We start from the raw sequence: 25,387 nt of genomic DNA, 5'->3' as shown, positions 1-25,387 counted from the left end.
TGCGCTCTGCATCGTCGCCGGTGCGACTCACAAGCCGCCCCACTCCCAGGTCGCGACCCGCACGTCGGAGTGGCTGACGCGCTCCAGGCGGATGTCGAGGTGGCGCTCCGAGAGGCGTTCGGCGAGGCCCTCGCCCCACTCCACCACGACGACCGCGTCGTCGAGATCGGTGTCGAGGTCGAGTGAGTCGAGCTCGCCGAGCAGGTCGGCGCCGTGATGGTCCAAGAGCCGATACATGTCGACGTGGATCATCGCAGGCGCGCCGGGCCGCCGCGGCGGATGCACCCGCGCCAGCACGTACGACGGTGACGTGACCGGGCCGTCGACGTCCATCGCCGCCGCAATCCCCTTGGCCAGCACGGTCTTTCCCGCGCCGAGCGGACCGGAGAGCACCACCACGTCGCCCGCCCGCAGCTGCTCACCCAGCCGCGACCCCAGCGCGACGGTGTCCTCGACGCGCTCGCACGTGGCAGTTCCCTGCTGCTCAGCCATGGCGCCGAAACCGTTCCCTGAATCGCCGGTACCGCAGGGCCATCGTGCCCGGAACGGCCCGGTTCACCAGCCGGACCAGCCCGTCGTTGATGGCATCGGGCTTGTCCAGCAGCGCCAGGTGACTGGCCCCGGTGACGATGACCAGTTCGGACAACGGCAGCGAGGCGGCCATCTTCCGCGAATATTCGTCCGGGGTGACCAAGTCATGGTCACCGCATGCGATCAGGGTCGGGACCTTGAGCAACGTCCACAGCCCGGCGGTTTCGTCGTGCTTTTCCAGGGCCTCCAGGAAGCCCACCAGGGTGGCGATCGGGGTGTCGTTCATCATCCGCTGCGAGAACGCGTCCAGGCTCCGGCTGACCTGTAGGTCGCTGAAGGACGCGGCCCGCAAGACCGGGCCGATCAGCGAACGTGACACGTTGCGGCCGCGGTGCATCAACCTGGGCGCGGACCGGGCGGTGAACCGGAGGGCTTCCAGGGCCGGGTTTTTCAGGATCTCGCCCAGCGGTGATCGCGTAACCCCTTCGGCCGCAGTGGAAATCAGCGCCGCGCCGACGATCCTGCGCCCGTACTGCTCGGGGTGCTGCCGGGCATGCGACAACACCGTCATGCCGCCCATCGAATGGCCGACCAGCACGATCACCCCGCGCGGCGCGATCGCCTTCAGCACGCTTTCCAGGTCCTCGCCGAGTTGGGTCAGCGTGTAGGTCTCGGGCGGTCCTTCACCGGAGCGCCCGTGCCCGCGCTGGTCGTAGAAGACCAGCCGGACCCGCGGTCCCCATTTCTCGGCGAGCCGCGTCCGCTGAAAGTGGAAGGCGCCCATGCGTAGACAGAATCCATGGACGAAGACCATCGTCACCTGCGCGTCCACCGGGCCGGCTTCGCGGACCGCCAACGGTACACCGTCGGGCGTGGTCACCACGTAACTGCGGTCGCGGTCCAGCGTCCCGAAATCCTCGTTGGCGTAAGGGTCTTGGAGCGCCGTGGCGCGTTGGGTCATCGACCGGCGGGCCGAGGCCCCGACGATGGTGGCGACGGCGCCCAGCCCGGCGCCTCCCGCAAGCCACGTCCTGCCGCTGTGGCGCCTGCGGGTTCTCTCAGGGCTCAACGGTTTGCGCCTCGCGGTAGGTTCTGGTGATCCGCCCGCGGGGGCCGGTCACCACTTCGTAGTGGATGGTGCCGAGCAGGTCGGCCCAATCCTGCGCGGTGGGCTCGCCCGCGGTGCCCGGCCCGAACAGGATCGCCTCGTCGCCTTCGGCCACATCGACCTGCCCGGGGCCCAGGTCGACGAGGAACTGGTCCATGCAGATCCGCCCGACACCGGGCCGCCGCCCGCCGTTGATCAGCACCTCCAGCCGCCCGCCCAGCGTCCGGAACACGCCGTCCGCGTAGCCGATCGGCAGCAGCGCCAGATTGGTGTCACGGTCGGCGACCCAGGTGTGTCCATAGGACACGCCCTCGCCGGTCCGAACCGATTTCACCAGTGCGACAGCGCATTTCACCGTCATCGCCGGTATCAGCCCCATGTCACCGAGGCCGGGCACGGGGCTCAGGCCGTACACCGCGATGCCGGGCCGCACCAGGTCGAAGGCCAGGTCGGGACGCGACATCGTGGCCGACGAATTTGCCAGGTGCGCAACCTCAAACCGCACACCCTCGTCGCGCGCCTGCGCCAGCATCTCGGTAAACCGTTGGGCCTGAACGTCATTGAAGGGATTGTCAGGTTGGTCGGCGTACACCATGTGCGACATCAGCCCACGCAGCCGGATCGCGTCCTCGGCGACGGCGAGGCGCAGCGCGGTCAGCATCGCCGGATAGTCCGCCGGGGCGACGCCGTTGCGGTTCAGCCCCGTGTCCACCTTGACGGTGACCGTCGCCGTGCGTCCGGTCCGGCGCACCGCGTCCAGCAGCTCGTCGAGCTGACGCACCGAGGACACGGCGATCTCCACGTCGGCCAGCAGCGCCGGCCCGAAATCGATGCCGGGCGGATGCAGCCAGGCCAGGATCGGGGCGGTGATTCCGTCGGCGCGCAGCGCCAGTGCTTCGTCGACGGTGGCGACGCCCAGCTCGGCCGCTCCGGCGGTCAGCGCGGCGTGGGCGACCCGGGTGGCCCCATGGCCGTAGCCGTCGGCCTTGACGACGGCCATCACCGGCGCGCTGCCGGCGTGCTCGCGCAGCACCCGGACGTTGTGCTGGATCGCGCCCAGGTCCACCGAGGCCTCGGCGTGGACGCCCGGCGTCAGGGATATCGGCCTAACTGCCACGGCCGCCATTGTCCCAGAAACCAAAAATGCGCCGCGAAACTGTAACTAGCGACGCCGCCACTCGCGATTTGTGTCGCCAGTTACAGTCTCGCGCTAATGAGAAAAGTGCTGGGCGTCGTAGTGCCCGCCGGGCTTGACCTTGTCCAGGGAGGCCAGCGCGCTGCGGGCGTCGTCGTGCAGCGCTCGCGCCAGGTCGGCGGAGAGCCCTTCCCGCACCACGACGCGCAGCACGGAGACATGGGTGGCGTTGTCGGGCATCGTGTAGGCGGGCACCTGCCACCCGTAGCCCCGCAGCTCGTGGGAGACGTCGAACTCGGTGTAGCCGCGGTCCCTGGCCAGCCGGAAGCTGACCACCGGGATCGCCGAACCATCCGAGATCAGCTCGCAGTGGTCGCCATCGCGCAGCTGCGCACCCAGCCAGCGCGCGGTCGACGACAGACTCCGCATGACCTTGGTGTATCCCTCCCGGCCCAGCCGCAGGAAGTTGTAGTACTGGCCGACCACCTGGTTGCCGGGCCGGGAGAAGTTCAGCGTGAAGGTCGGCATATCGCCGCCCAGGTAGTTGACCCGGAAAACGAGTTCGTCGGGCAGATGCTCGGCGCTGCGCCACACGACGAACCCGATGCCGGGGTAGGTCAGCCCGTACTTGTGGCCGCTGACGTTGATCGACACCACCCGGGGCAGCCGGAAGTCCCACACCAGATCCGGGTGCAGGAACGGCACCACAAAACCACCGCTGGCCGCGTCGACGTGCACCGGGACGTCCACGCCCCCATCAGCCGCCAGTTTGTCCAGCGCCGCACAGATCTGGGCGACGGGTTCGAGTTCACCGGTGTAGGTGGTGCCGAGGATCGCCACCACGCCGATGGTGTTCTCGTCGACGGCCTCGACCACCTGTTCGGGGGTGATGACGTAACGCCCCTCCTCCATGGGCAGGTAGCGCGGTTCGACGTCGAAGTAGCGGCAGAACTTCTCCCACACCACCTGGACGTTGGAGCCCATCACCAGGTTCGGGGTGCGGCCTTCCCAGCCTTTACCCACCTTCTGGCGCCACCGCCATTTCATGGCCAGCCCGCCCAGCATCACCGCCTCGCTGGAGCCGATGGTGGACACCCCGCACGCGCTCGAGGGGTCGTCGTCGCGCAGGTGTTCGGCATGAAACAGGTCGGCGACCATGCAGACGCAGCGCTGCTCGATGGCCGCGGTGGCCGGATATTCGTCCTTGTCGATCATGTTCTTGTCGAACGTCTCGGCCATCAGTTTCCCGGCCTCGGGATCCATCCACGTGGTGACGAAGGTGGCCAGGTTCAGCCGGGAACTGCCATCGAGCATCAGCTCGTCGTGGATGAAGCGGTAGGCGGCCTCCGGGTCCATCGACTCCTCGGGCAGCCGCAACGCGGGTACGGGCGCGTCGAATAGGCGGCCGGTATAGGCGGGAGCGATCGCATGCGCGGGCACGGACGGATGGCTGCGGGACACGGCGGATCCTTTCAGGTCGGCTTCGTTGCGGTGGCTCGGCGCTACAGCTCGGCCAGGGCGGCCCGGATGTGGCCCACGATCCGCGACGCCGACGTCGGCGCGTCACCCGGGCCCGGATCGGCCGCCGACAGGCCCGCCGCGCGCGCGTGCACGAAGGCCGCGGCCGCGGCCGCCTCGGCCGCCGGCAACCCGGAGGCCAGCAACGCGCCGATCATCCCGGACAGCACGTCGCCGGAGCCTGCGGTGGCGGCCCAGGACTGGCCGGCGGGATTGAGATAGACCGGGCCGCCGGGGTCGGCGATGATCGTGACGTTCCCCTTGAGCAGCACGGTGGCGCCGAACGTGTCGGCCAGCTTACGGGTGGCGCCCACCCGGTCGTCCCCGGGCGGGTTCCCGGCCAGCCGGGCGAATTCACCGGCGTGCGGGGTCAGCACCGTCGGCACCCCCCTTTCAGCGCGCTTAGTCATCAGCTCGGGGTGGGCCGCCAGGATGGTCAGCCCGTCGGCGTCCACCAGCACCGGAAGGTCGGTGTCCAGCGCGAACCACAATGCGGCGGCGCCTGTTTCGTCGGTGCCCAGTCCCGGCCCGACGACCCAGGCCTGCACCCGGCCGGCCGCAGCCGGGGTGGGCGAGGCGATCACCTCCGGCCAGCGTGCGAGCACCTCGCCACGCGCGCCGCCGGCGTACCGAACCATGCCGGAGTGTGCCGCGACGGCGGCGCCGGTGCACAACACCGCGGCACCCGGATACGTCGACGAGCCGGCCAACACCCCCGTCACGCCCTGGGTGTACTTGTCGTCGCGCGGGCCGGGCACCGGCCAACGCGCGGCCACATCGGCGGCCTCGAAACCCAGCACTGATGTTTTTGAGGTGGGCGGCAAGTCCAGCCCGATGTCGATCAGCTCGACCCGGCCGCAATCGGCGAGCGCATGCACGGGTTTGAGGCCGCCGAAGGTGACGGTCAGCGCGGCGCGCACCGCGGGGCCGGTGATCGCGCCGGTCGCCACGTCGATGCCGCTGGGGATGTCGACGGCGACCACCGGGATCCCGTGGGCTTCCACGCCGGCGAACACCTCGGCCGCCGCCGGTCGCAGCGGACCCGAGCCGGAGATGCCCACCACCCCGTCGATGACGAGATCGGTTGCGGCCGAAACACTTTGCACGACGCGCCCACCGGCCTTCCGGAACGCCGCCAGCCCCTTGCGGTGGGTGTGGTCCGGGTTGAGCAGCACCGCGTCGGCGGCCGCGCCACGGCGGCGCACGAAGGTCGCCGCCCACAGCGCATCACCGCCGTTGTCGCCCGAGCCGATGACCGCGCACACCCGGCGGCCGGCAACCCCGCCGGTGCGGGCGGTCAGTTCCCCGATGATCGCGGTGGCCAGCCCGAAGGCCGCGCGCCGCATCAGCGCGCCATCGGGCAGGCTGGCCAGCAGCGGCGCTTCGGCGTCGCGGATCGCGTCTACAGGGTAGTAATGCCGCATCGACTCAAGCATTCCATGTCCGGGCGTACAGTCGCGTCCGGCTCGATCCAAACGACGGCAGCGAACCTAGACGGCCCTGCGCGACGCCTCGCGAGAACGGACGCGCCGGAAAGCGGTCTTGAGTTTCGCCGGGTTCAACGGCGGGCGCCTGCGCTCGCGCGCCATCGGGTAGAAGCACAAACCGATGACGATCGAGGCGAAGTGCCCGATCGCGGTGAAGTTCAGCTCGACGCGGTCCATGGTGATCAACGGGAAGCCAAAGATGATCAGTAGCACCCCGAGATAGCCCCAGCGCCACGGCCGCGCAATGTGATAGGTCAGCACGGCCATCACGCCGACGAGGAAATAGCTGACCCCGATATCGTGGGCGTGCACCAGCCGTTCCGAGGCATCGTGTTCCTCGATCGCAAAATAGAGCAGGCCTTCGCTGAAATAGGTGGCAAGGATGTGGGAGGTCAATCCCACGGTGAGCCAACGCAGGTGGCCAAGCCAGTGTTCGGCCGGCGCGAGAAACAGGGTGAACAGCAACAGGTACGGTTCCAGGTTCTTGCCGTCGATCCACAGCAGGCTGGAGAACAACACGTCGAGCGGATCCGTCGCCAGCGCGTGAATGTTGGTGGAGCGGTGCAGCAGCACCGTGTGCAGTTGCCGCCCGGGGAGTTCGTTTTGGATGATCGTCGTGATCAGCAGCACGAACAGCCAGGCGTAGGTCAACGGCGCGCCGCTGACGAAATGCCACACCGCCAATCCCATGCTTCGCAGTCGTGTCCCCACCGATGCGTGCGCCACGATGATCACCCTCTATTCGACGGTGACGGACTTGGCCAGGTTCCGCGGCTTGTCGACGTCGTAACCGCGGGCCTGCGCGACCGACGCGGCGAACACCTGAAGCGGGACGGTCGACAGTAGCGGCTGCAAAAGTGTTGACACCGACGGGATTTCGATCAAGTGATCGGCATAGGGACGCACGGTGTCGTCGCCCTCCTCGGCGATCACGATGGTCACCGCCCCGCGGGTCTGGATCTCGCGGATGTTGGACAGCAGCTTGGCGTGCAGCGTGGCCGACCCCTTGGGCGAGGGCATGACGACGATGACCGGCAGGCCGTCGTCGACCAGCGCGATCGGGCCGTGCTTGAGCTCGCCGGCGGCGAACCCCTCGGCGTGCATGTAGGCCAGCTCCTTGAGCTTCAGCGCGCCCTCCAGCGCCACCGGGTAGCCGACGTGGCGACCCAGGAACAGCACCGTCGACGATTGGGCGAACCGATGCGCCAGGGCCGCCACCGGTTCGATCGTCGCGAGCACCCGGGCCACCAGGTCCGGCATCGCTTCCAGCTCGCGGTACTCGCGCTCGACCTCGTCCGGGTACTTGGTGCCGCGGGCCTGCGCCAGCGCCAGGCCAACGAGGTAGTTGGCGGCGATCTGCGCCAGGAAGGTCTTCGTGGAGGCCACGCCGATCTCCGGGCCGGCGCGGGTGTACAGCACCGCGTCGCACTCGCGCGGGATCTGCGAGCCGTTGGTGTTGCAGATGGCCAGCACCTTGGCCTTCTGCTCCTTGGCGTGCCGGACCGCCTCCAGGGTGTCCGCGGTCTCGCCGGACTGCGAGATGGCGACCACCAGTGTGCTGCGGTCCAAAACCGGGTCGCGGTAACGGAATTCGCTGGCCAGCTCCACTTCCACCGGCAGCCGCGTCCAGTGCTCGATCGCGTATTTCGCCAGCAGCCCGGAGTGGTATGCGGTGCCGCAGGCGACCACGAACACCTTGTCGATCTCGCGCAGTTCCTGATCGGACAGGCGCTGTTCGTCGAGCACGATCCGGCCGTCGACGAAATGCCCGAGCAGGGTGTCGGCCACCGCGGCGGGCTGCTCGGCGATCTCCTTGAGCATGAAGTACTCGTAGCCGCCCTTCTCGGCGGCGGCCAGGTCCCAGTCGATGCGAAAACGGCGGGCGCTCGCGTCGTCCGGGTTGCCGTCGAAGTCGGTGATCCGGTAGCCGTCCGCGGTGATCACCACGGCCTGGTCCTGGCCGAGTTCGACGGCGTCGCGGGTGTGCGTGATGAACGCCGCGACGTCGGAGCCGACGAACATTTCGCCGTCGCCGATCCCGAGCACCAGCGGGGTGGAGCGGCGGGCGGCGACGATGGTGCCCGGCTCGTCGGCATTGGCGAACACCAGGGTGAAGTGACCCTCCAGCCGGCGCAGCACCGCCAGCACCGAGGCCGCGAAATCACCGGCGGTGTCGCCGTGGCGGTAGGCCTGCGCCACCAGGTGCACCGCGACCTCGGTGTCGGTGTCGCTGGCAAACTCCACGCCGGCCGTTTCCAGCTCGTGGCGCAGGGCCGGGAAGTTCTCGATGATGCCATTGTGGACGACGGCGATCTTGCCGGCGGCGTCGCGGTGCGGGTGCGCGTTGCGGTCGGTGGGACGGCCGTGGGTGGCCCAGCGGGTGTGGCCCAGGCCGGTGGTGCCGGTCAGCACCGCCTCGGAGGTCTCGGCCACCGCCTCCTCCAGGTTGGCCAGCCGGCCGGCGCGGCGCCGCACGGTGAGTTTGCCGTGCCCGTCGACCAGTGCGATTCCCGATGAGTCGTAGCCGCGGTACTCCATTCGGCGCAGCGCGTCCATGACGACCCCGCAGGCCGGGCGCTGCCCGACGTAGCCGACAATTCCGCACATTCTGACCAGGGTAGTGCAGGCATCCCCCGCGACGGCCGCGCGCGACTGACCTGGGCGATGCGGCCGCGACGCCCACGAGGCCGCGTCCATTTCAATTCATGCCGCATTCATAAAGCGGGAGCTCTTTTCACCTGATATATTTCCGACGTTTTCGATCGCTTCATTGCGTCAGCAACGCGTGTACCTAAGCTTCGCCATATCGGCTACGGCTGGCAACCACCGAGGACTAAATGTGAGCCGCGAAATAGACCAGTGGGAAGGAAACGGTGTTGACGCTCGTCTGATCATGACTGCACAAGGTTTCGGAGCGGACCGCCACGGGCGAATAATGCTACGGCGCAACGCGTTCACCAGAGCCGCGAATCGGTGTACAACCGCGTGACCGCCCTTTTGCCCTCAGTTCTTTCAGCAGATATCGACGCCGATGGCATCGAGCGCGTCGGGAGCCGTGCCACGGATTGTAGTGGTGCGGATATTCACAACGGCGCAAACGTAAAACGTAAATCGGAAATCCGGCTTCGGGTCGCATTCGGAAAAGGACGGCTTTTGACCCCTGACGGACCGCGCACCATCTTCCAGGAGGGAATCATGACCGCTGTTTTGTACGACGATGTGGTGACGACCCCACCCGAGCCAGGGCTGACGCTATCGCCGGCGCCGAGGCCGGCGCCCAAGCGGCGTCCGCACCCGACGGTCGGCGCCGGGGGCGACCCGTTGGCCGACGCGGCGACTCGTTTGCTGAGCATCCCGCTGCGCCAGCTGTACGCGGTGCTGTGGCGGATGGGCCTGATCGAGGTCACGGCTTAAGGCCGTTCCACAGGCCGTTGCGCCGACCCGGCGCGGCGCGGCGATGCGCTAACGTCGACGGGTGGCCCGCATCCGCAAGCTCGCCGCCGCCCTCAGCCGGCGTGGTCCGCATCGGGTTTTGCGCGGTGACCTGGCCTTCGCCGGTTTGCCCGGGGTGGTGTACACCCCCGAAGCCGGGCTGAACCTGCCGGGCGTGGCCTTCGGTCACGACTGGCTCACCGGCGCCGCTCGCTATTCGGGTCTGCTGGAGCATCTGGCGTCGTGGGGGATCGTGGCCGGCGCTCCGGACACCGAGCGGGGCCTGGCGCCGTCGGTGCTGAACTTCGCCTTCGACCTCGGTACCGCCCTCGACATCGTGGCGGGCGTGCGCCTCGGGCCCGGGAACATCAGCGTGCATCCCGCGAAGCTCGGCGTGGCGGGCCACGGTTTCGGCGGCTCGGCCGCGGTGTTCGCCGCGGCCGGGATGTCAGCAAAGCCCGCGGCCGTGGCGGCCATTTTCCCGACGGTCACCAGTCCCCCGGCCGAGCAGCCGGCCGTGGCGTGCAAAGTGCCGGGCTTGATCTTGACCGCCCCGGGAGATACCAAAACGCTGAACTCCGATGCGCTGCCGCTTTCCGCCGTGTGGGACGCGGCCACGTTGCGCGTCGTCAGCAAAGCCCGACCCGGCGGGCTGGCCGAGGGCCGGCGATTGGCGACGGTGTTCGGGCTGCCCGGCCCGCACCGGCGCACGCAGCGATCGGTGCGGGCGCTGCTGACCGGCTACCTGCTCTACGCGCTGGGCGGCGACAAAACCTACCGCGACTTCGCCGATCCGGACGCCAAGCTGCCCGGGACGGACCGGGTGGATCCCGAGGCCGAGCCGATCGCCCTGGAAGAGAAGATCGTCGCGCTGCTGAAGTAACGCTGCTGAAGTAACGCGCCCCGCCGTGGCGCGCGGCCGCCGTCGTGGTATCTGTCGGTGGTGAAAATCGGGATCGCTCTGGATTACTCGCGCGGCTTCCGCGAGGCCGTCGACCGCGTCGTCGAACTCGAGAAGGCCGGCCTCGAGGTTGCGGTGGTGGCCGAGGCGTATTCCTTCGACGCGGTCAGCCAGCTCGGGTACCTGGCCGCCAAGACCGACACCATCGAATTGGCCTCCGGGGTGTTTCCCCTCTACATCCGCACGCCGTCGCTGCTGGCGATGACCGCCGCGGGCCTGGATTTCGTGTCCGACGGGCGGTTCCGTCTCGGCATCGGCACGTCCGGACCCCAGGTGATCGAGGGGTTCCACGGCGTCGAGTTCGACGCCCCGCTGGGCCGCACCCGCGAGGTCGTGGAGATCTGCCGGGCGGTGTGGCGCCGGGAACGGCTGCAATACGCGGGCAAGCACTACCAAATCCCGCTGTCCGCCGATCGCGGAACGGGTTTGGGCAAGCCGCTCCAGCTGATCAATCACCCTGTGCGCGAACGCATTCCGATCACGATCGCGGCGCTGGGCCCGAAGAACGTCGAGCTCACCGCCGAGATCGCCGAGGGCTGGCAGCCGGTCTTCTACCTTCCGGAAAAGGCCCATTCGGTGTGGGGCGAGGCCCTGGCGGCCGGCACCGCCAAGCGGGACCCCGCGCTGGGGCCGCTGGACGTCGTGGTGCACGCGTCGCTGGCCATCGGCGACGGCGTCGACGAGCGGCTGGCCTGGACCAAGCCGCAGCTGGCCCTCTACATCGGCGGGATGGGCGCCAGGGGCCGCAACTTCTACCACAACCTGGCGACCCGCTATGGGTTCGGCCAGGTCGCGGACCGGATCCAGGAGCTGTACCTGTCCGGCCGCAAGCGTGAGGCCACCGGCTTGGTGCCCGACGAATTGGTGCGCGGGATCTCGCTGGTCGGCCCGCGCGGATTCATCGCCGAGCGCCTGGCCGCCTTCGCCGAGGCCGGCGTGACGACGCTGCTGGTCAGCCCGGTGGCGGCCGACCCCGGCGAATCCGTGCGCTTTGTCGAGGACGTGCTTCGGCTGCGGCCCGCCTGAGCTGTCACTGGCCCGCCTGCGGAAGCTGGTCCGCGGCGATTTCGCACGGTGTCGATCCGTCATTCGCCGGGGGCGCCGGTCCGGCGATCGGCGCGGCGGGAACCGGCGCGGGCGCGTCGATCGGTGCCGGTGGCGCGTCGACGGGCGGTGCGTCCGCCGGCGGTGCCGCGCCAACCGGTCGAGCCTCCTCGGCGGGCGTGGCCTCCTGAGTGTCCGGGGCCTCCTCGGTGTCCGGGGTCTCGTCGACCTCTTTGACCTCCTCGGGTTCATCGCGCTTGTCCTCGGCAACGTCGTGCCCGTCGTCGGCATGGAACGGGTCCTCGTCGTCGAAGGCGCCCTCGGTGCCCACCTGGTCGGCCGCCGAACCCAGCAGGGAACCCATCGCGTCGACAATCCGGTTGGCCAACCCGCCAAGACCGCCCAGCCCGCCGCCCACGTCGCCCGCCGGGATGGCCGCGGCATCGCCGAGCGCGGTTCCCGGGTCCGGCGGCGGCGGCGCGGGGATCGTGGGCGCCGGGGCCGGAGCGGCGGCAGTCGGGGCCGGCGCCGGCGCGGGGTCCGCCGGCGGGCTGGGAAGCCCGGCGGGCGGCACCGCGGCGGCCGGCGCCGGCGCGCTCGGCACGGTTGGCGGTAGCGGCTGATAGCCAGGCGCCAGATCGCCGGGCAACTCGAAGCACGGCGCCGGCGCGGCGGCCATCCTGTCGGTGACCATGGCGTAGGACGTCGCCACCCCGTCCAGCGTCGAACGCATCGTCGTCAGCCAGTCGTTGCGAATTTCGTTGTCCACGTGCGGGTTTACCTGCTGGCGGATCACCTCCTCGGCGCCCGGCCGATCCCCCACCCCGGTCGTAACGGCGGCGGCCGCGGCCAACCACGCCTGCCGCTGCGCCTGCGTGCGATCGTCGATGGCGATGGCGGTCGCGACCTTGGAATCGACCAGATACCACAGGTTGTCGCGCAGGGACTCGCACCGCTGGGCCGCCGCGCGGACTTCGGTGGCCACCGTATTTGCGGCGTCGACATGACGCTGCAGGGACCGAACCGCGGCGTCCCCGCCCGGGCCCGCCCATGCCGCGGCCAGCTCGGCGAGCTGGGCGCGCTGCATCCGCAACGCCTCCGAGACCGCCTCACCGGCCGCCCGTAGTTGCGCGCAGTCGCGGTCGAGGGCGTGAAGGTCGAGGCCGTCTTCGCTGTCGTACCAGTCGCGGACCTGGGTGGGGTGCGACGTCAGGTCGGGATGCTGGTAGCCGAGGGCATGGCACGCCCGCACGTAGCTCTGGGTGTGCTCGACGGCGGGCCGGCCCTCGGCGAGGCGCTCGGCGACGTCTAACCGGTCGGCCACGGTCAGGCGATCCGTGCGGCGGCATACAGTTCGGCGTCGGCGTAGCGGTCGGCGCCGGCGCGCAGCGCGCCGGCGATCTCGGCGGCCGCCCGCGACCACCGCGACACCTGGGCCGCCAGCCGCTCCAGTTCGACGCGCAGCGCGTCGCCGCGTGCGGTGTGCGCCCGGCCGGCGCCGGCCCCGGTGAAAGCCAACCTCGCCAGGTGGTTGCGCACCGCGCCGTCGACGAGTTCGGCGGCGCCGCTCAGCTTTTCGGCGACTTCGTGCACCGCCGCGACGTCGACCTCGGTACGGGCAAAACCGGCTCGGCTATCGAATCTCATGCCTAATCCGACGCCCGACGACGCGTCGGGGTTCCCGCGCTCAGGGAGCGAAGGTTCAGCGCGCGGCGCTCACCGCTTCGGCGACCCGGGTGGCGACCCGCTGCGCGACGCCCTCTTCGGGCGCCTCCACCATGACCCGGATCATCGGTTCGGTTCCCGAGGGGCGCAACAGGATTCGGCCGGTGTCGCCGAGTTCGGCCTCGGCCTTCGCGACCGCGGTCCGCACCGAGGCCGCCGCGGCGGCGGTGGCCTTGTCGGCGACCTTGACGTTGATCAGCACCTGCGGCAGCGCCCGCATCGCCGAGGCGAGATCGGCCAGGGCCGAGTTGGTTTGCACCATGCGCGTCATCAGGCGCAGCCCGGTGACGATGCCGTCGCCGGTGGAGCCGACCGCGGGCATCACGATGTGCCCGGACTGCTCGCCGCCGAGGCTGTAGTCGCCGGCCCGCAGCTCCTCCAGGACGTAGCGGTCGCCGACGCCGGTCGTGCGCACGGTGATGCCGGCCGAGCGCATGGCCAGGTGTAGCCCGAGGTTGCTCATCACGGTGGTCACCAGGGTGTCGGAGGCCAGTTCGCCGACGTCTTTCATCGCCAGCGCCAGCACCACCATGATGTGGTCGCCGTCGACGAGCCGCCCGTCGGCGTCGATGGCCAGGCAGCGGTCGGCGTCCCCGTCGTGCGCGAGGCCGAGGTCGGCGCGGTGGGCGACGACGGCCGCCTTCAGCGAGTCCAGGTGCGTCGAGCCGCAGCCGTCGTTGATGTTGAGCCCGTCGGGGTCGGCGTTGATCGCGATCACCCGCGCACCGGCCGCGCGGTAGGCGCGCGGCGCCACCGACGAGGCCGCGCCGTGGGCGCAGTCGACCACCACGGTCAGGCCGTCGAGCCGCAGCGTGTTGGTCTTGCTCAGGTGGCGCAGGTAGCGGTCGTCGGCGTCCTCGGCGTCGATGCGGCGGCCGATCCCGGCGCCGACCGGGCGCAACCCGGGTCCGGCGGCGACCAGCTCTTCGATCCGGTCCTCGGTGTCGTCGTCCAGCTTGTGGCCGCCGGGGCCGAAGATCTTGATGCCGTTGTCGGGCATCGGGTTGTGCGACGCCGAGATCATCACCCCGAAGTCGGCGTCGTACGCGCCGGTCAGGTACGCCACCGCGGGCGTCGGAAGCACCCCGACCCGCAGCGCGTCGACACCCTGGCTGGTCAACCCGGCGATCACCGCGGCCTCCAGCATTTCGCCGCTGGCCCGGGGATCGCGGCCGATGACGGCGACCCGCCGGCCCGGTTCGCCCGAGCCCGCCAAGCGCCTCGCCGCCGCGGCGCCCAGCGCCAGCGCCAGCTCGGCGGTCAACTCACGATTGGCGACCCCGCGAACACCGTCGGTGCCGAACAGTCGACCCATGCCTCTCCTCTTTACCGCGAGCGTGCGTGTTTGCACGTCGACACGCCGACGGATGCGTACAACTATGCACGCTCGCGGCCAGAAAGTGATCGTCGATCAGCGCTTGCTGTACTGCGGCGCCTTGCGGGCCTTCTTCAGGCCGTACTTCTTGCGCTCGGTGGCACGCGGGTCGCGGGTGAGGAAGCCGGCCTTCTTCAGCGCGGGCCGGTCGTCCGGCGATGCCAGGATCAGCGCCCGGGCGATGCCCAGGCGCAGCGCACCGGCCTGACCCGACGGGCCGCCGCCGGACAGGTGGGCAAAAATGTCGAAGCTTTCCACCCGGTCGACGGTGACCAGCGGGGCCTTGATGAGCTGCTGGTGCACCTTGTTGGGAAAGTAGTCCTCCAGGCTGCGGCCGTTGAGATCGAACTTGCCGGTGCCGGGCACCAGGCGCACCCGCACCACGGCCTCCTTGCGGCGACCGACGGTCTGGATGGGCCGCTCGAACACGAACGAATCGCCGGTCCGGGCCGCCGGAGTCTCGGCCGCGGCTTCTTCTACGACCTCTTCCACGGCCTCTTCCACGGCCTCTGTCGTTTCGGTCACTGGGCCACCTGCTTGATCTCGTACGGAACCGGCTGCTGAGCGGCGTGGGGATGCTCCGGGCCGGCGTAGACGCGAAGCTTGCGCTGGACCTGACGGCTGAGCTTGTTCTTGGGCAGCATGCCGACGATCGCCTTCTCCACGACGCGGGTCGGGTGCTTTTGCAGCAGCTCGCCGATGGTGCGCTTGTGCAGGCCGCCGGGGTACCCCGAGTGGCGGTAAGCCAGCTTGTTCTGCAGCTTGTCGCCGCTGAGGGCGACCTTGTCGGCGTTGATGACGATGACGAAGTCACCGCCGTCGACATTGGGGGCGAACGTCGGCTTGTGCTTGCCGCGCAGCAGGTTGGCCGCCGCGACGGCAAGGCGGCCAAGCACCACGTCCGTGGCGTCGATGACGTACCACGACCGCGTGGTGTCACCCGCCTTGGGCGCATAGGTGGGCACAGCGCTTACCTTCTCTCGTGGGTGGATCCCGGTTCGAGCCGGGTGCCGGTCAGGCGTCCCTGGTAGGTCCACGGCGGGGTCTATTCTCGGCGACCGACATTGACCCGAGACCCCGGCGTACCGCACGCCAACCGAGCAGCTTACCGATGGGCGTCCCCGCAGGTCAAAATGACTGTGTGGTCCCGGCGGCTCTCCCCCGCCGGGACCACACAGGAGCCATCTGGCTAGCTGGCGCTACCGCGCCCAGATCCCGGCCGCCCGGCGATCGGCGTTCGCCACCTCTTCCGCGCCTTCACGCACGGCATTTCCGAGGTCGACCAGCATCTCGTTGAGCGCGGTCGCCGCCCGGTGCCACTTGAGCTGTTCGACCTGGTACGCGGCCGCCGCTTCGCGGGTCCAAAGCTGCTGCAGCGGGGCGATCTGCGATCTCAGCTCGTCCAGCGCGGCATTGAAACGGGCCGACGTGGTGTGGATCTCCTGGCGCACGGAGTGTTCGATCTCGCCGAAGTCGTAGGACAACACCGGGTCCATGGGCAATCCCCCGGTCACAGGTTTCCGCCGGCGGCGGCGACGCGTTGGGCGTGGTTCTGGCCGGCCTCCCGCAGCGTGGCCTCGTTGTGCCGAATGGTGTCGGCGATCGTGTGCAGGATGTTGTAAAGCCTCAGCGACTCGGCGCTCCAGCGATCCACCACGTCCTTGAATCGCACGGCCGCGAGCCCGCCCCACACCGCCGGCGGCACGCCGCTCATGCGGCCGATGAATGCCTGCAGCATCGCCCGGATCTCTTCGTTGCGGGCATCCGTCGTGCCCGCGACCGAGCGCATCAGGTCGAAGTCGGTGCTCAGTGTGTTCGTTGCCATACCAAATAGGACCGCGCCAACCCCCGTTCGGTTCCACCCGGTTCATCCGATCGCGTGGGCGGACCGCACCGCCTGCTCGCACGCGTCGCGGACGGCCTCCTCACCGCCGGGTCGGCTCTGGCATCCGACGCTGATCCGGACCGGCCCGTCCAGCAGGACCGTCCACCGCACGTGGTGGCCGGCGCGCACTTCGCGGTAGGTCACCGCGGGCCGGCCGCCGCTGGTTCCGGACGGATCGAAGTCGACGAACACCCCGGCGGGCTCCGCGTCGATCGCGTGTTTCAACCGCTCGGCGGTGCCGCTGAGCGTCTCGCCCGCGACCGGCGACTGCGTGACGTGCAACGCCACTTCGGGATCCGACGGCGACGTGACCTGTATCCGCGCCGAACCCGGCCCGGCGACTACCCGCTGCGTGGGCCAGTTCGCGGGCACCGTCAGCGCGACCCGGCCCTCCACCAGAAACGTTGTCGGCGCCGCCTGCACCTGGGCCAGGGGCGACTCGCCATGGCGGCCCCCGGTGGGCACGGCCGAAACCGCCAGCGACGACACCGCCAGCACGACGCCCGCGCCCGCAGCCCCGGTAAGCATCCGAGCGCGACCGGCGCGCGGCGGCGACGGCTCGTCCGGTAGCTGTAGGGCCGACCGGGCCAGCCGAGGCAGCCGGGCGTCGCCTATTTCGATGGCCGTGCGTCCGCCACCGCGCACCGCACCGGCGATCGACGACGCGAGCGCCGGCGCCCCGGCGACCGCGCCCGGGGCGTCGACCAGCACGACCGCCGTCGCATCGCGAGTCATCGCGGCGACGGCCGTTGCGACGTCCTCGGCGACGGGCTGCGTTTCCGCGCCGCGGGGTATGGCCACGACCTCGGCACCCGTGATCACCACCAGCCGCTCCGCGATCTCCACCACCGTCGCCTCGCGCTCGGCATGGGATGCATGTGCCAGCAGCCACGTCCGGGGGCGCGCGACCACGCCGTCGGCCACGACCGTTGCGGCCGCGGTGACCACGGCAACGCGCGCCGACGGCCACCACGAGGGATGCACGACGACCAGGCCGTCGGAATCGGCACAGATCAGCGACCGCAGCGCGGCGCGCCACAGCGAGCCGACGGCCACCGGGCGCCCACCCACGAGCGCCACTCGGTCGTCGATCGCGCCCAGCGCCTCGGCGGCGACCTCGGCCATGTCGTCGACGATAATGCTTGTGCCGCAACACAACCGGCGGATCGTGCCGGGGCCGGCCTCGATGACCGCCCGGTGCGCGCCGGCGGCCGGGCTCATGGGGGCGGGCTCCAGGCGACCTGGACAAGTTGTTCGTCGCCGGCACGAGTGATCAGGACGCCGCGGCCCGGTGGTAGCCGCGCCGGGCGGCCAAAGCCCGGCAGTGGCCCGTCGTCCGGGCGCCCACTCATCATTAGTGCCAGGCAGCCGAGCTCACGCAGGCCCGCCAGCAGCGGGTCGAACAGGGCACGCTCGGCGCCCGCGCTGCGCCGCGCCACGACCAGGTGCAGTCCCAGATCTGTTGCATGCGACAGGTATTCGAGGATGGCCGATAGCGGGTTGCCCGCCGGCGTGGCGACCAGGTCGTAGTCGTCGACCAGGACGTAGACATCCGGCCCGGACCACCAGGACCTGGCGCGCAGCTGCGCCTGGCTCGCGTCCAAAGGCGGCATCCGCCGCCGCAAGAGATCGAGCAGGCCCGGCAGCATCGCGCCCAGCGCGGCCGGCGACATGACATGGCCGCCAAGGTGTTCCGACTCGACGACACCGAGCAGGGAACGCCGGAAATCGACGATGAACAGCCGGGCCTGTGCGGCGGTCTTCGTCCGGACGACCTCCCGGCACAGCGTCCGTAGCGTGGCGGTCTTCCCGCACTCGTTGTCACCGAGGATCACTAGGTGTGAATGCTGCTCGAAATCGACTGGGACCGGCCGCAGTCGCCGCTCCTCGAGACCGAGCAGTATCGGCGCGCCGGGTTCGCCGTCCGCCCGGTGGACGACGGTGTCGTGGTCCACGTGCGTGGGCAGTAGCGGTATCGGCGGCGCCGCCGGTTCACCATCGGGGATCTTGTCCGTGGGTAGGGCGATCACCATGTGCAGCCCGTCGCGGGAAAGACCGCGGCCCGGTCTGTCGTGGGGGACCTGCTGGGCCCGCTTGCGGTCGAGCTCGGAGTCCGCGGCATCGCCGAGCCGCAACTCGATGCGAGTGCCGATCTGGTCCTTCAGCGACGGCCTGACCTCGGCCCACCGCGATGCCGACAACACCACATGCACGCCGAACGAAAGCCCTTGGGCCGCAAGGGCGGTGATCGACGCCTCGAGCGTCTCGAACTCCTGGCGCAGGGTTGCCCAGCCGTCGACGACGAGGAACACGTCACCGAACGGGTCGTTGTCGGCCGGCCCGAGCCCCTCCGTTCGCAGCCGACGGTACTGGGCGACCGAGTCGACGCAGTGGTCGGCGAAGATGGCCTCGCGGGATCGCACGATCGACTCGCACTCGGCGACGATGCGCGCGACAAGCCGCGGCTGGGCCCGGCCGGCGACGGCACCCACGTGCGGCACGGCGCGCGCCGACGCCAGCGCTCCCCCGCCGAAGTCCAGGCAATAAAACTGCACCCGACTCGGATCGTGCGTGGCCGCCAACGCCGTGATCAGCGTCCGCAGTGCCGTCGACTTGCCCGATTGGGGGGCACCGACGACCGCCACATTGCCCGCGGCCCCGGACAAGTCGACGATCAGCGGCGTCCGGCGCTGTTCGAATGGGCGGTCGACGATACCGATGGGCACGGCGAGACCGCCCGGCGCCCATGCGGCATCGCGAAGCAGGGCGTCCAGCGCCGGTGCCGCGTCGAGCGGCGGCCGCCACACTTGGTGCGCGGGCGGTCCGTGCCCGCACACGCGGTCGAGGACCGCTTGCAGGACGGTCCGGCTGGGCGAGTCGGCCCTGGCAGCGGCGGGCACGACCGAGCCGGACGGCCGGGTGCTGAACACCCGCGCCGAAGCCGCGCCCACGGTGGGCGCACGAGCTGACGTGTCGGCCCGCAGCGGTCCCGAGACGAACGCGGCCTGAAAGCGAATCAGCTCACCGCCGCTCGCGCGCAGGAACCCCGCGCCGGGTGTGTTCGGCAATTGGTAGGCGTCCGGTGTTCCCAATACCGTTCGCGATTCGCCGGCGGACAGCGTCTTGAGGCAGATCCGGTAGGAGAGGTGGGCTTCCAGCCCCCGCAGCCGGCCCTCCTCGAGCCGCTGGCTGGCCAGCAGCAGGTGCATGCCCAGCGATCGGCCGAGCCGGCCGATCGCCACGAACATATCGGCGAAATCGGGGTGCTGGCTGAGCAATTCGGAAAATTCGTCGATGATGATGAACAACGTCGGCAGGGCGGCCAAGCCGGCCCAACGCGCGCGTTCGTAGGCCGCGACGCTGGCGCAGCCCGCCGTTCGGAGCAGCCGTTGCCGGCGGTTGATCTCGCCCGCCAGGGCGTCGCGCATCCGCGCCACCAGCGGCGCCTCCTCGGCGAGGTTGGTGATGACCGCGGCCACGTGCGGCGCCCGCGCCAAATCGAGAAACGTTGCGCCCCCCTTGAAGTCGATGAGGAGCAGGTTGAGCGCCTCCGGGGAGTTCCGCGCCATCATGCCCAGCGCGATGGTGCGCAGCAGCTCCGACTTGCCCGACCCGGTAGCGCCCACGCAGAGCCCGTGTGGGCCCATGCCGTTTTCGGCGGGCTCCTTGATGTCCAGCTCGAGCGGCGCGTGGTCGGCGCTGGTTCCGATGGGAACGCGGAGTCGGTGGTGGGCCGGGCTGCGCCAGAACACGATCGGGTCGAACTGGGTGACATCGCCGAGCCCGAGCAGGCTGGGCCAGCCCGGGCCGCCGTCCCGGTCGCACGCCGCCCCGGCCCGGTACATCGCGAGCCGGCGGGCGCATATCAGCGTGTCCACCGGATCCATCCGGTCGGCGCGCGGCAACGGTAGGGCTTCGCCGGCCCGCCCGATCGTCAACGGCCCACCGCTCGCGCCCACCCGGAGCACGGTCACACCCGTGTTCGCTCCGGCGCCGAGCGGGCCATCGTCGTCCGGGTCGGCGACCACGATCGCGTGCGGCGATCCCGCGACCGCGTCCCGCGCCTCCGCCAGGCTCCGATACATCATGCGGGCCGGCCCGACCGCGTCGGCGGCGGCCGGATGTTGGTTGTGCGGCAACCATTTCAGCCAATCCCAGTGGGCTCGATTCCGGTCGCCGATCGCGCCGGCGATCAGCAATTGGTCGGGCGGGTGTAGCACGGCCAGTTGGCAGATCATCGCGCGCAGCAGTCCGCGCACCGGGGCCGGGTCGCCGTCGATCGTCACGCACCCGACGTCGCGCAGGCCGATCGTGATCGGCGCGTCCGCGATCGTCGAATGCGTATGGAGAAAGCCACGCAAGGCCGCGGCGGTGACCGGATCCGACGGCTGGGGAAGCGGCTCGGGGGCCACCAAACGGGCGGCAAGCGGTTGGGTTCCGACGCCGACCCGGACCACGCAGAAGTCGGAGTCGGACGCTCGCCGCTCCCACATCCGCGGGCCGCCGATCAACGTCCACAGCGTATCGGGGTCGGGATTGTTCCAGAATAATGAAACCCTTTGCGCTGCAGCGATATCTGTGACGGTATCGCGGAGCCCGCCCAGGTATCCGAGGTACTCGACGCGGTCGGCGTCGATGCCGCGGCCCCGCCGCCCACTACGCCCGGTTCCCGCCGTCACCGCCATCGAAACCAGCGTCATCGCCGGGAACGCCAGGAACATGGGGCTGCGGGTGACGGCCGACCCCGAGAAGAAGGCCACCGCCACGACGCCCAGGGTCGCCAGCGCCGCGACGGTCGGCAGCAGGCGCGGCAGCATGCTCGCCGATCCCGGCGGCGGCAGGCCGGGCGGCGCGTCGACGGCGATGTCCGCGGTCGCGACCGCCGGCGGCAACCGCCGCGCCGCGGGCACGACACCCTGAGTCATCTCGGTCCCTCCCACCGTTTCGGCGAAGGTAGGCAGCCCCGCAACCGGCCGCAAGTCACCTGTGGACAGCCGGATACCGGGGCGTCGAAAACCGGTTACCGTGCGGGTAATCCGACCGAAGGGGTCCGCCATTGCCCGCGTCCGATCCGGGGCTGCGCCGCGTGTCAGTTCATGCCGGCACGGCCGTCGCCGACGTGGCCCTGCCCGCCGGGGTTGCCGTCGCCATCCTGATCCCGTCGATCGTCGACATCCTGGAGGGCCGCGGTATCGACGATCTGGAGGCGAGGCGTTACCGGCTGTCCCGCCCGGGCACGTCCGCCTTGGACACGTCGGCGACATTGGCGCAGAACGGCATCCAAGACGGCGCCGTTCTGGTCCTGAGCCAGTCCCCTACCCCGCCACCCACCGTCCGCTACGACGACGCGGCCGAGGCCGTGGCGGCGACGCTGGAGGCGGCCCGGCCTTGGGGCCACGCCCGGCGCCGGCAGGCCGCCCGGCTCACCGGCGCGGTGGCGGCGGGCTGCCTGACCGGCGTCGGCGCGCTGGCGCTCGTGCGAAATGCGGTCAGCGCCAAGGCCACCGGCGCCACTGCGGGCCCTGCGGTGTTCGCCGGCTTGCTCGCTCTGCTGTTCGCGGTGATCGCCCACCGCGCCTATCGGGACGCGGTCGCCGGGCTCGCGCTCAGCGCGATCGCCACCGGGTTCGCGGCGGTTGCCGGCTTTCTGGCGGTCCCCGGCGCCCCCGGCATCCCCAACGCACTGCTGGCCGCCACGGCGGCGGCCGTCACCGCGGTGCTGGCGATGCGGGCTTCGGGCTGTGGTGTCGTCACGCTGACCGCGGTCTCCTGCGCGGCGGCGATCGTTGCCGCCGCCGCGCTGGTGGGCGTGATCACCGGCGCGCCGCCGCGCGCCATCGGTTCGGTATCGGCGCTGATATCCCTCGGCCTGCTCGGGGTGGCGGCGCGGGCGTCGATCATGCTGGCGGGGTTATCGCCTCGGCTGCCGCCGGGCCCGGACACCGCCGAATCGACCGGGGATCGGTTGGCCGCCAGGGCGATCCGCGCCGACAACTGGCTGACCGGCCTGCTCGCCGCGTTCTCGTCGTCGGCCGCCGCCGGTGCCGTCGTCACCGTGCTCGCCGGCGCGCCGCGCCTGTGCTGCGTCGCTTTTGGCATTGCCACGGGCTCGCTGCTGTTGCTGCGCGCCCGTTCGGTTTCCGGGGTAAGGACGCCGGTGTTCGTCGCCAGCGGAACCGTCGTCACCGCAACGACATTCGGCGTCACGGCCCTGAACGTGCCCGAGCGCGGGGCATGGATAGCCGCGGTGACGGCGGTGCTGGCCGCCGCGGCGATTTACCTGGGCTTCGTCGCCCCGGCGATCTCGGTCTCGCCCGTGGTGCGGCGAAGCGTCGAGCTGCTGGAGTGTCTGGCGCTGGTCGCGATGGTGCCGCTGACGTGCTGGGTATGCGGCCTCTACGGTGCCGTTCGCGGATGGAGTCCCAAGTGAGCGCGGCACGCGTCGCGCGCCTGCTGGCGGTGTCGGTGCTTACCGCGCTGTGCCAGCCGGGAACGCCGCCGGCACACGCGGTTTCGCCGCCGCAGATCGACGACAGGTGGCTACCGAAGCCGGCCTTGCCGGCGCCGCCGTGGCCGACCGTGCAACGGGAGGTTTGCGCGACGATGACGGCGGACCCGGGACCACGCCGCGACGGGCTCCCGGACCTGATCGACCTGCCGCGGGTGTGGCAACTCAGCCGCGGTGCGGGACAACGGGTCGCGGTCATCGACACCGGCGTCTCGCGGCACCGCCGACTGCCCGATGTGGTGCCCGGAGGTGACTATGTGTCCGTCGGCGACGGCACCCAGGATTGCGACGCGCATGGCACCCTGGTGGCCGGAATCATCTCCGCCGCACCGGATTCCAGGGCCGACGGCTTCGGCGGGGTGGCGCCCGAGGCCACGCTGATCAGCATCCGCCAGTCCAGCGCGAAGTTCGCCCCCGCCGGCGAGCGGTCCCACGCCGGGGTCGGTGACGTCGACACCATGGCGAAAGCCGTCCGCACGGCCGCCGATCTCGGCGCATCGGTGATCAACATTTCGTCGGTTGCCTGCGTTCCGGTTGCGTCGGCCCCCGACGACCGCGCACTGGGCGCCGCGCTGGCCTACGCGGTCGACGTCAAGAATGCCGTCGTCGTGGCGGCGGCGGGCAATACCGGCGGCACGGCGCAGTGTCCGCCTCAGCGGTCCGACGCAACCTGGGCGACCGTCACGGTCGCGGTCAGCCCGGCCTGGTACGACGACTACGTGCTGACCGTCGGCTCGGTGAACGCCGAAGGGACGCCGTCGGCGTTCACCCTCGCCGGGCCGTGGGTGGACGTCGCCGCCACCGGCGAGGCCGTGACGTCGCTCGGTTCGCAACCGGTATCGGGCACCAGCTACGCCGCACCGGTGGTCAGCGGGCTGGCCGCGCTGATCCGGGCCCGCTTCCCGGCGTTGACCGCACGCCAGGTGATGCGGCGCATCGAGTCCACCGCCCATCACCCACCCGCCGGCTGGGATCCGCTCGTCGGCAACGGCACCATCGACGCGCTGGCCGCGGTCAGTACCGACCCCGCTCCGGCCGGTGGCACCACCGCCAAACCGGCACCGGCGCCCGTGCCGATCGGCACACCACCCCCACCCGAGCCGCCGAATTCTCGCGCCCGAACCATCGCATTGCGCGGCGCGGGCGCTTGCCTTGTCGCGCTGGTGGCGGCCCTGGCGGCCGGTGCGGCCGGGGGCCGGTTACGGGGGTCCCGCAACGGTGTCCCGGGCGACTGACGCGGTCTGCCTGCTCAGTTCCGGTCCGGCCGGCAGGGCCGCCAACACCGGCCAGGGCGCCGGGACCGGCGCCGGAAGGCCGAGGTCGTGCGCCGCGTCGTCATCGTGGACCGCGAACCGCACCCCGGTGTCGGTGACGAGGTATCGCGTGCCGATCCGGCCGTTGCCCCACACGTAGGCGCTGCGGCCGGGCGGCAGGCCGACCGCGTCCAGCGCGGGGCCGTCGCCATCGGCCTGGGACAGGGTCACCGGCGCCTGGCCGGCCGGCACCGGCAGGCCGCTCCCCGCCAGCAACGCGGTGTCGAAGCGCCCGGATGGCGCGGGCTTCCACGTGACGCACACGGCGCTTTCGCCGTCCAGCAGCGTCGGCGCCCGGTCGGGGAAACTCGCCACCGGCAGCGTGTTCACGATCGCGGCGGTGCGGAGCGCGTCGGGCGCCACCGTGACGGCGTTTGCGGTCCCCTGCGAGTCGGCGAACCGAAGCAGGTCCGCGGCCACCCGGCCGATGCGCTGGACCCCGGCGGCCAGGACGACGTAATACTCGTCACCGTCGCCACGTGTGATGCGCAGCACACTGCCGACCGGGAACCCGGGCAGCCCGGCCGCCTTGCCGCCCGCGCCGCGAATCCGTGGGGTGCCGATCGGCGGCGCCTCGGGCACGGCGTTCAGCAACGACTGCGAGACGACGCGTGGCGCGTGGCCTTCCAGCCGCAGTGCCCGCAGGACCGCGGCGTCGGCAAGGTCCACGACGGCCCGCTGCCCGTTGTAGAGCAGGTAGGCCGGCGAACCCGGGGCGGGCGTGACCAGGATGGCCTGCTCGGAAGCCAGGCGACGGACCGACGGCCCCCCGGTGGGCCCGACGACGACCGTCGTTGCGGCGGCGCCGTCGGTATCGCAGGTCGTCCAGGCCGATTCGCCCGCCGACAGCGGCTTGCCGAGAAACTGCGGCGCACCCGGAATACCCAGCAGCGGGCCGTGTTTGGTGCGGCTCAGATCGGACTCACGCACCGGCTGCGGGTCGGCGGCCGTCGCGATGATCAGCCGCGCCGAGGCCAAGTTCAGCACCGGATGCCAGGTGTCGCCCACCCGCACATACAGCGCCCCGGATTCCCGGCCCATCACTATCCGTGCCCGATCGAGGTCCGCGCGCGGCCGCAGCAAACCCAGAACCGCGCATCCGGCGATGGCGACGGCCGCCAGCACGCACCCGATTGTGAGCGACGCCGACTGCGCGCGCAGGGGTTCGTTGACCGCGCCGACATCCCTGCCCAGCAACGCGCACTCGAGGCGACGCAGCAAAAACCGGTAACCACCGATTTGCAATCGGGTCGTCGGCCGGTGCGGCGGTGATCGGTCCAAAATTCCCCCGAAAACTTATCGAATCCGTCTTCGCCCTCACGTTAAGCCGCAGGTCAACATCGCTGTGGCGGTCCATCCACAGGC

The 25,387-nt window shown here is 70.7% G+C and carries 22 protein-coding genes; 5 read left to right on the top strand and 17 right to left on the bottom strand.

All coding sequences use genetic code 11. The annotated features are described in order from the left end of the window. Window positions 1-27: 27 nt before the first annotated feature. From tsaE to glmS, 7 genes are all read right to left on the bottom strand, one after another. Window positions 28-492, bottom strand: a complete 465-nt coding sequence (gene tsaE / locus K3U93_RS04815) for a tRNA (adenosine(37)-N6)-threonylcarbamoyltransferase complex ATPase subunit type 1 TsaE (protein WP_071509855.1) — start codon at window positions 490-492, stop codon at window positions 28-30. After that, window positions 485-1,537: an alpha/beta fold hydrolase gene (locus K3U93_RS04810; protein ID WP_176219886.1), complete on the bottom strand. Its 1,053-nt coding sequence runs from the start codon at window positions 1,535-1,537 to the stop codon at window positions 485-487. The genes tsaE and K3U93_RS04810 overlap by 8 nt, the downstream gene beginning before the upstream one ends. Window positions 1,538-1,589: 52 nt before the next feature. After that, a complete protein-coding gene (gene alr / locus K3U93_RS04805) occupies window positions 1,590-2,756 on the bottom strand; it encodes an alanine racemase (RefSeq protein ID WP_217808399.1) in 1,167 nt (388 codons plus the stop codon). Window positions 2,757-2,849: 93 nt separating this feature from the next. Next, on the bottom strand, window positions 2,850-4,235 hold the full coding sequence (gene gad / locus K3U93_RS04800) for a glutamate decarboxylase (protein ID WP_083009452.1): 1,386 nt from the start codon (window positions 4,233-4,235) through the stop codon (window positions 2,850-2,852). Window positions 4,236-4,276: 41 nt separating this feature from the next. Then, window positions 4,277-5,716: a bifunctional ADP-dependent NAD(P)H-hydrate dehydratase/NAD(P)H-hydrate epimerase gene (locus tag K3U93_RS04795; protein ID WP_071511764.1), complete on the bottom strand. Its 1,440-nt coding sequence runs from the start codon at window positions 5,714-5,716 to the stop codon at window positions 4,277-4,279. A gap of 66 nt (window positions 5,717-5,782) precedes the next feature. Next, window positions 5,783-6,505: a rhomboid-like protein gene (locus tag K3U93_RS04790; protein WP_139796767.1), complete on the bottom strand. Its 723-nt coding sequence runs from the start codon at window positions 6,503-6,505 to the stop codon at window positions 5,783-5,785. 12 nt (window positions 6,506-6,517) lie between these two features. Then, a complete protein-coding gene (gene glmS / locus K3U93_RS04785) occupies window positions 6,518-8,386 on the bottom strand; it encodes a glutamine--fructose-6-phosphate transaminase (isomerizing) (protein ID WP_071511717.1) in 1,869 nt (622 codons plus the stop codon). A gap of 588 nt (window positions 8,387-8,974) precedes the next feature. Between glmS and K3U93_RS04780 the strand changes: the two genes are divergently transcribed. The 3 genes from K3U93_RS04780 (at window position 8,975) to K3U93_RS04770 (ending at window position 11,198) form a co-directional block, all read left to right on the top strand. After that, window positions 8,975-9,193, top strand: coding sequence for an Rv1535 family protein (locus tag K3U93_RS04780; RefSeq protein WP_071511716.1), 219 nt, complete (start codon window positions 8,975-8,977; stop codon window positions 9,191-9,193). Window positions 9,194-9,254: 61 nt separating this feature from the next. Continuing rightward, entirely contained in the window at window positions 9,255-10,094 is an 840-nt protein-coding gene (locus K3U93_RS04775) for a dienelactone hydrolase family protein (RefSeq protein ID WP_071511715.1), read from the top strand. 60 nt (window positions 10,095-10,154) lie between these two features. Further along, on the top strand, window positions 10,155-11,198 hold the full coding sequence (locus tag K3U93_RS04770) for an LLM class F420-dependent oxidoreductase (RefSeq protein ID WP_071511714.1): 1,044 nt from the start codon (window positions 10,155-10,157) through the stop codon (window positions 11,196-11,198). 4 nt (window positions 11,199-11,202) lie between these two features. On the opposite strand, the gene K3U93_RS04765 is transcribed toward K3U93_RS04770, so the two are convergent. The 9 genes from K3U93_RS04765 to eccCa form a co-directional block, all read right to left on the bottom strand. Next, complete coding sequence (locus K3U93_RS04765; protein WP_071511713.1) at window positions 11,203-12,540, bottom strand: hypothetical protein; 1,338 nt, start codon at window positions 12,538-12,540, stop codon at window positions 11,203-11,205. Window positions 12,541-12,542: 2 nt separating this feature from the next. Then, a complete protein-coding gene (locus K3U93_RS04760) occupies window positions 12,543-12,863 on the bottom strand; it encodes a type VII secretion target (protein ID WP_071511712.1) in 321 nt (106 codons plus the stop codon). Window positions 12,864-12,918: 55 nt separating this feature from the next. Then, complete coding sequence (gene glmM / locus K3U93_RS04755) at window positions 12,919-14,256, bottom strand: phosphoglucosamine mutase (protein ID WP_083009449.1); 1,338 nt, start codon at window positions 14,254-14,256, stop codon at window positions 12,919-12,921. A gap of 96 nt (window positions 14,257-14,352) precedes the next feature. Continuing rightward, window positions 14,353-14,841: a 30S ribosomal protein S9 gene (gene rpsI, locus K3U93_RS04750; RefSeq protein WP_083009446.1), complete on the bottom strand. Its 489-nt coding sequence runs from the start codon at window positions 14,839-14,841 to the stop codon at window positions 14,353-14,355. Next, window positions 14,838-15,281, bottom strand: a complete 444-nt coding sequence (rplM, locus tag K3U93_RS04745) for a 50S ribosomal protein L13 (protein ID WP_071511710.1) — start codon at window positions 15,279-15,281, stop codon at window positions 14,838-14,840. The genes rpsI and rplM overlap by 4 nt, the downstream gene beginning before the upstream one ends. Window positions 15,282-15,515: 234 nt before the next feature. Further along, window positions 15,516-15,818, bottom strand: coding sequence for a WXG100 family type VII secretion target (locus K3U93_RS04740; protein WP_139796777.1), 303 nt, complete (start codon window positions 15,816-15,818; stop codon window positions 15,516-15,518). A gap of 8 nt (window positions 15,819-15,826) precedes the next feature. Continuing rightward, window positions 15,827-16,141 (bottom strand): WXG100 family type VII secretion target, encoded by a 315-nt coding sequence (locus K3U93_RS04735; protein WP_071511708.1) that lies wholly within the window; start codon window positions 16,139-16,141, stop codon window positions 15,827-15,829. A gap of 42 nt (window positions 16,142-16,183) precedes the next feature. Continuing rightward, on the bottom strand, window positions 16,184-17,422 hold the full coding sequence (locus K3U93_RS04730; RefSeq protein WP_083009443.1) for a type VII secretion-associated protein: 1,239 nt from the start codon (window positions 17,420-17,422) through the stop codon (window positions 16,184-16,186). Continuing rightward, entirely contained in the window at window positions 17,419-21,126 is a 3,708-nt protein-coding gene (gene eccCa / locus K3U93_RS04725; RefSeq protein ID WP_083009532.1) for a type VII secretion protein EccCa, read from the bottom strand. Before eccCa ends, K3U93_RS04730 begins: the two co-directional genes overlap by 4 nt. 131 nt (window positions 21,127-21,257) lie before the next feature. On the opposite strand from eccCa, the gene eccD reads away from it, so the two are divergent. Next, window positions 21,258-22,631 carry a type VII secretion integral membrane protein EccD gene (gene eccD, locus K3U93_RS04720; RefSeq protein WP_083009440.1) on the top strand — a complete coding sequence of 458 codons (1,374 nt, stop codon included), beginning with the start codon at window positions 21,258-21,260 and terminating at the stop codon, window positions 22,629-22,631. After that, window positions 22,616-23,944, top strand: a complete 1,329-nt coding sequence (mycP, locus tag K3U93_RS04715) for a type VII secretion-associated serine protease mycosin (RefSeq protein WP_083009437.1) — start codon at window positions 22,616-22,618, stop codon at window positions 23,942-23,944. Before eccD ends, mycP begins: the two co-directional genes overlap by 16 nt. Here mycP and eccB read toward each other — a convergent pair. Continuing rightward, window positions 23,909-25,303 (bottom strand): type VII secretion protein EccB, encoded by a 1,395-nt coding sequence (gene eccB, locus K3U93_RS04710; RefSeq protein WP_083009434.1) that lies wholly within the window; start codon window positions 25,301-25,303, stop codon window positions 23,909-23,911. The genes mycP and eccB overlap by 36 nt on opposite strands. Window positions 25,304-25,387: the final 84 nt, after the last annotated feature.

The organism is Mycobacterium malmoense, assembly GCF_019645855.1.
Classification (GTDB): domain Bacteria; phylum Actinomycetota; class Actinomycetes; order Mycobacteriales; family Mycobacteriaceae; genus Mycobacterium; species Mycobacterium malmoense.
The sequence above is the reverse complement of the archived record's forward strand: the minus strand, read 5'-3'. Positions and strand labels throughout refer to the sequence as shown.

What these genes read in the sequence shown, in the direction of transcription:
- tsaE (WP_071509855.1), bottom strand. Translation starts at nt 492, where the DNA reads ATGGCTGAGCAGCAGGGAACTGCCACGTGCGAGCGCGTCGAGGACACC.
- K3U93_RS04795 (WP_071511764.1), bottom strand. Translation starts at nt 5,716, where the DNA reads ATGCGGCATTACTACCCTGTAGACGCGATCCGCGACGCCGAAGCGCCG.
- glmS (WP_071511717.1), bottom strand. Translation starts at nt 8,386, where the DNA reads ATGTGCGGAATTGTCGGCTACGTCGGGCAGCGCCCGGCCTGCGGGGTC.
- K3U93_RS04780 (WP_071511716.1), top strand. Translation starts at nt 8,975, where the DNA reads ATGACCGCTGTTTTGTACGACGATGTGGTGACGACCCCACCCGAGCCA.
- K3U93_RS04760 (WP_071511712.1), bottom strand. Translation starts at nt 12,863, where the DNA reads ATGAGATTCGATAGCCGAGCCGGTTTTGCCCGTACCGAGGTCGACGTC.
- glmM (WP_083009449.1), bottom strand. Translation starts at nt 14,256, where the DNA reads ATGGGTCGACTGTTCGGCACCGACGGTGTTCGCGGGGTCGCCAATCGT.
- K3U93_RS04735 (WP_071511708.1), bottom strand. Translation starts at nt 16,141, where the DNA reads ATGGCAACGAACACACTGAGCACCGACTTCGACCTGATGCGCTCGGTC.
- K3U93_RS04730 (WP_083009443.1), bottom strand. Translation starts at nt 17,422, where the DNA reads ATGAGCCCGGCCGCCGGCGCGCACCGGGCGGTCATCGAGGCCGGCCCC.
- eccCa (WP_083009532.1), bottom strand. Translation starts at nt 21,126, where the DNA reads ATGACTCAGGGTGTCGTGCCCGCGGCGCGGCGGTTGCCGCCGGCGGTC.
- mycP (WP_083009437.1), top strand. Translation starts at nt 22,616, where the DNA reads ATGGAGTCCCAAGTGAGCGCGGCACGCGTCGCGCGCCTGCTGGCGGTG.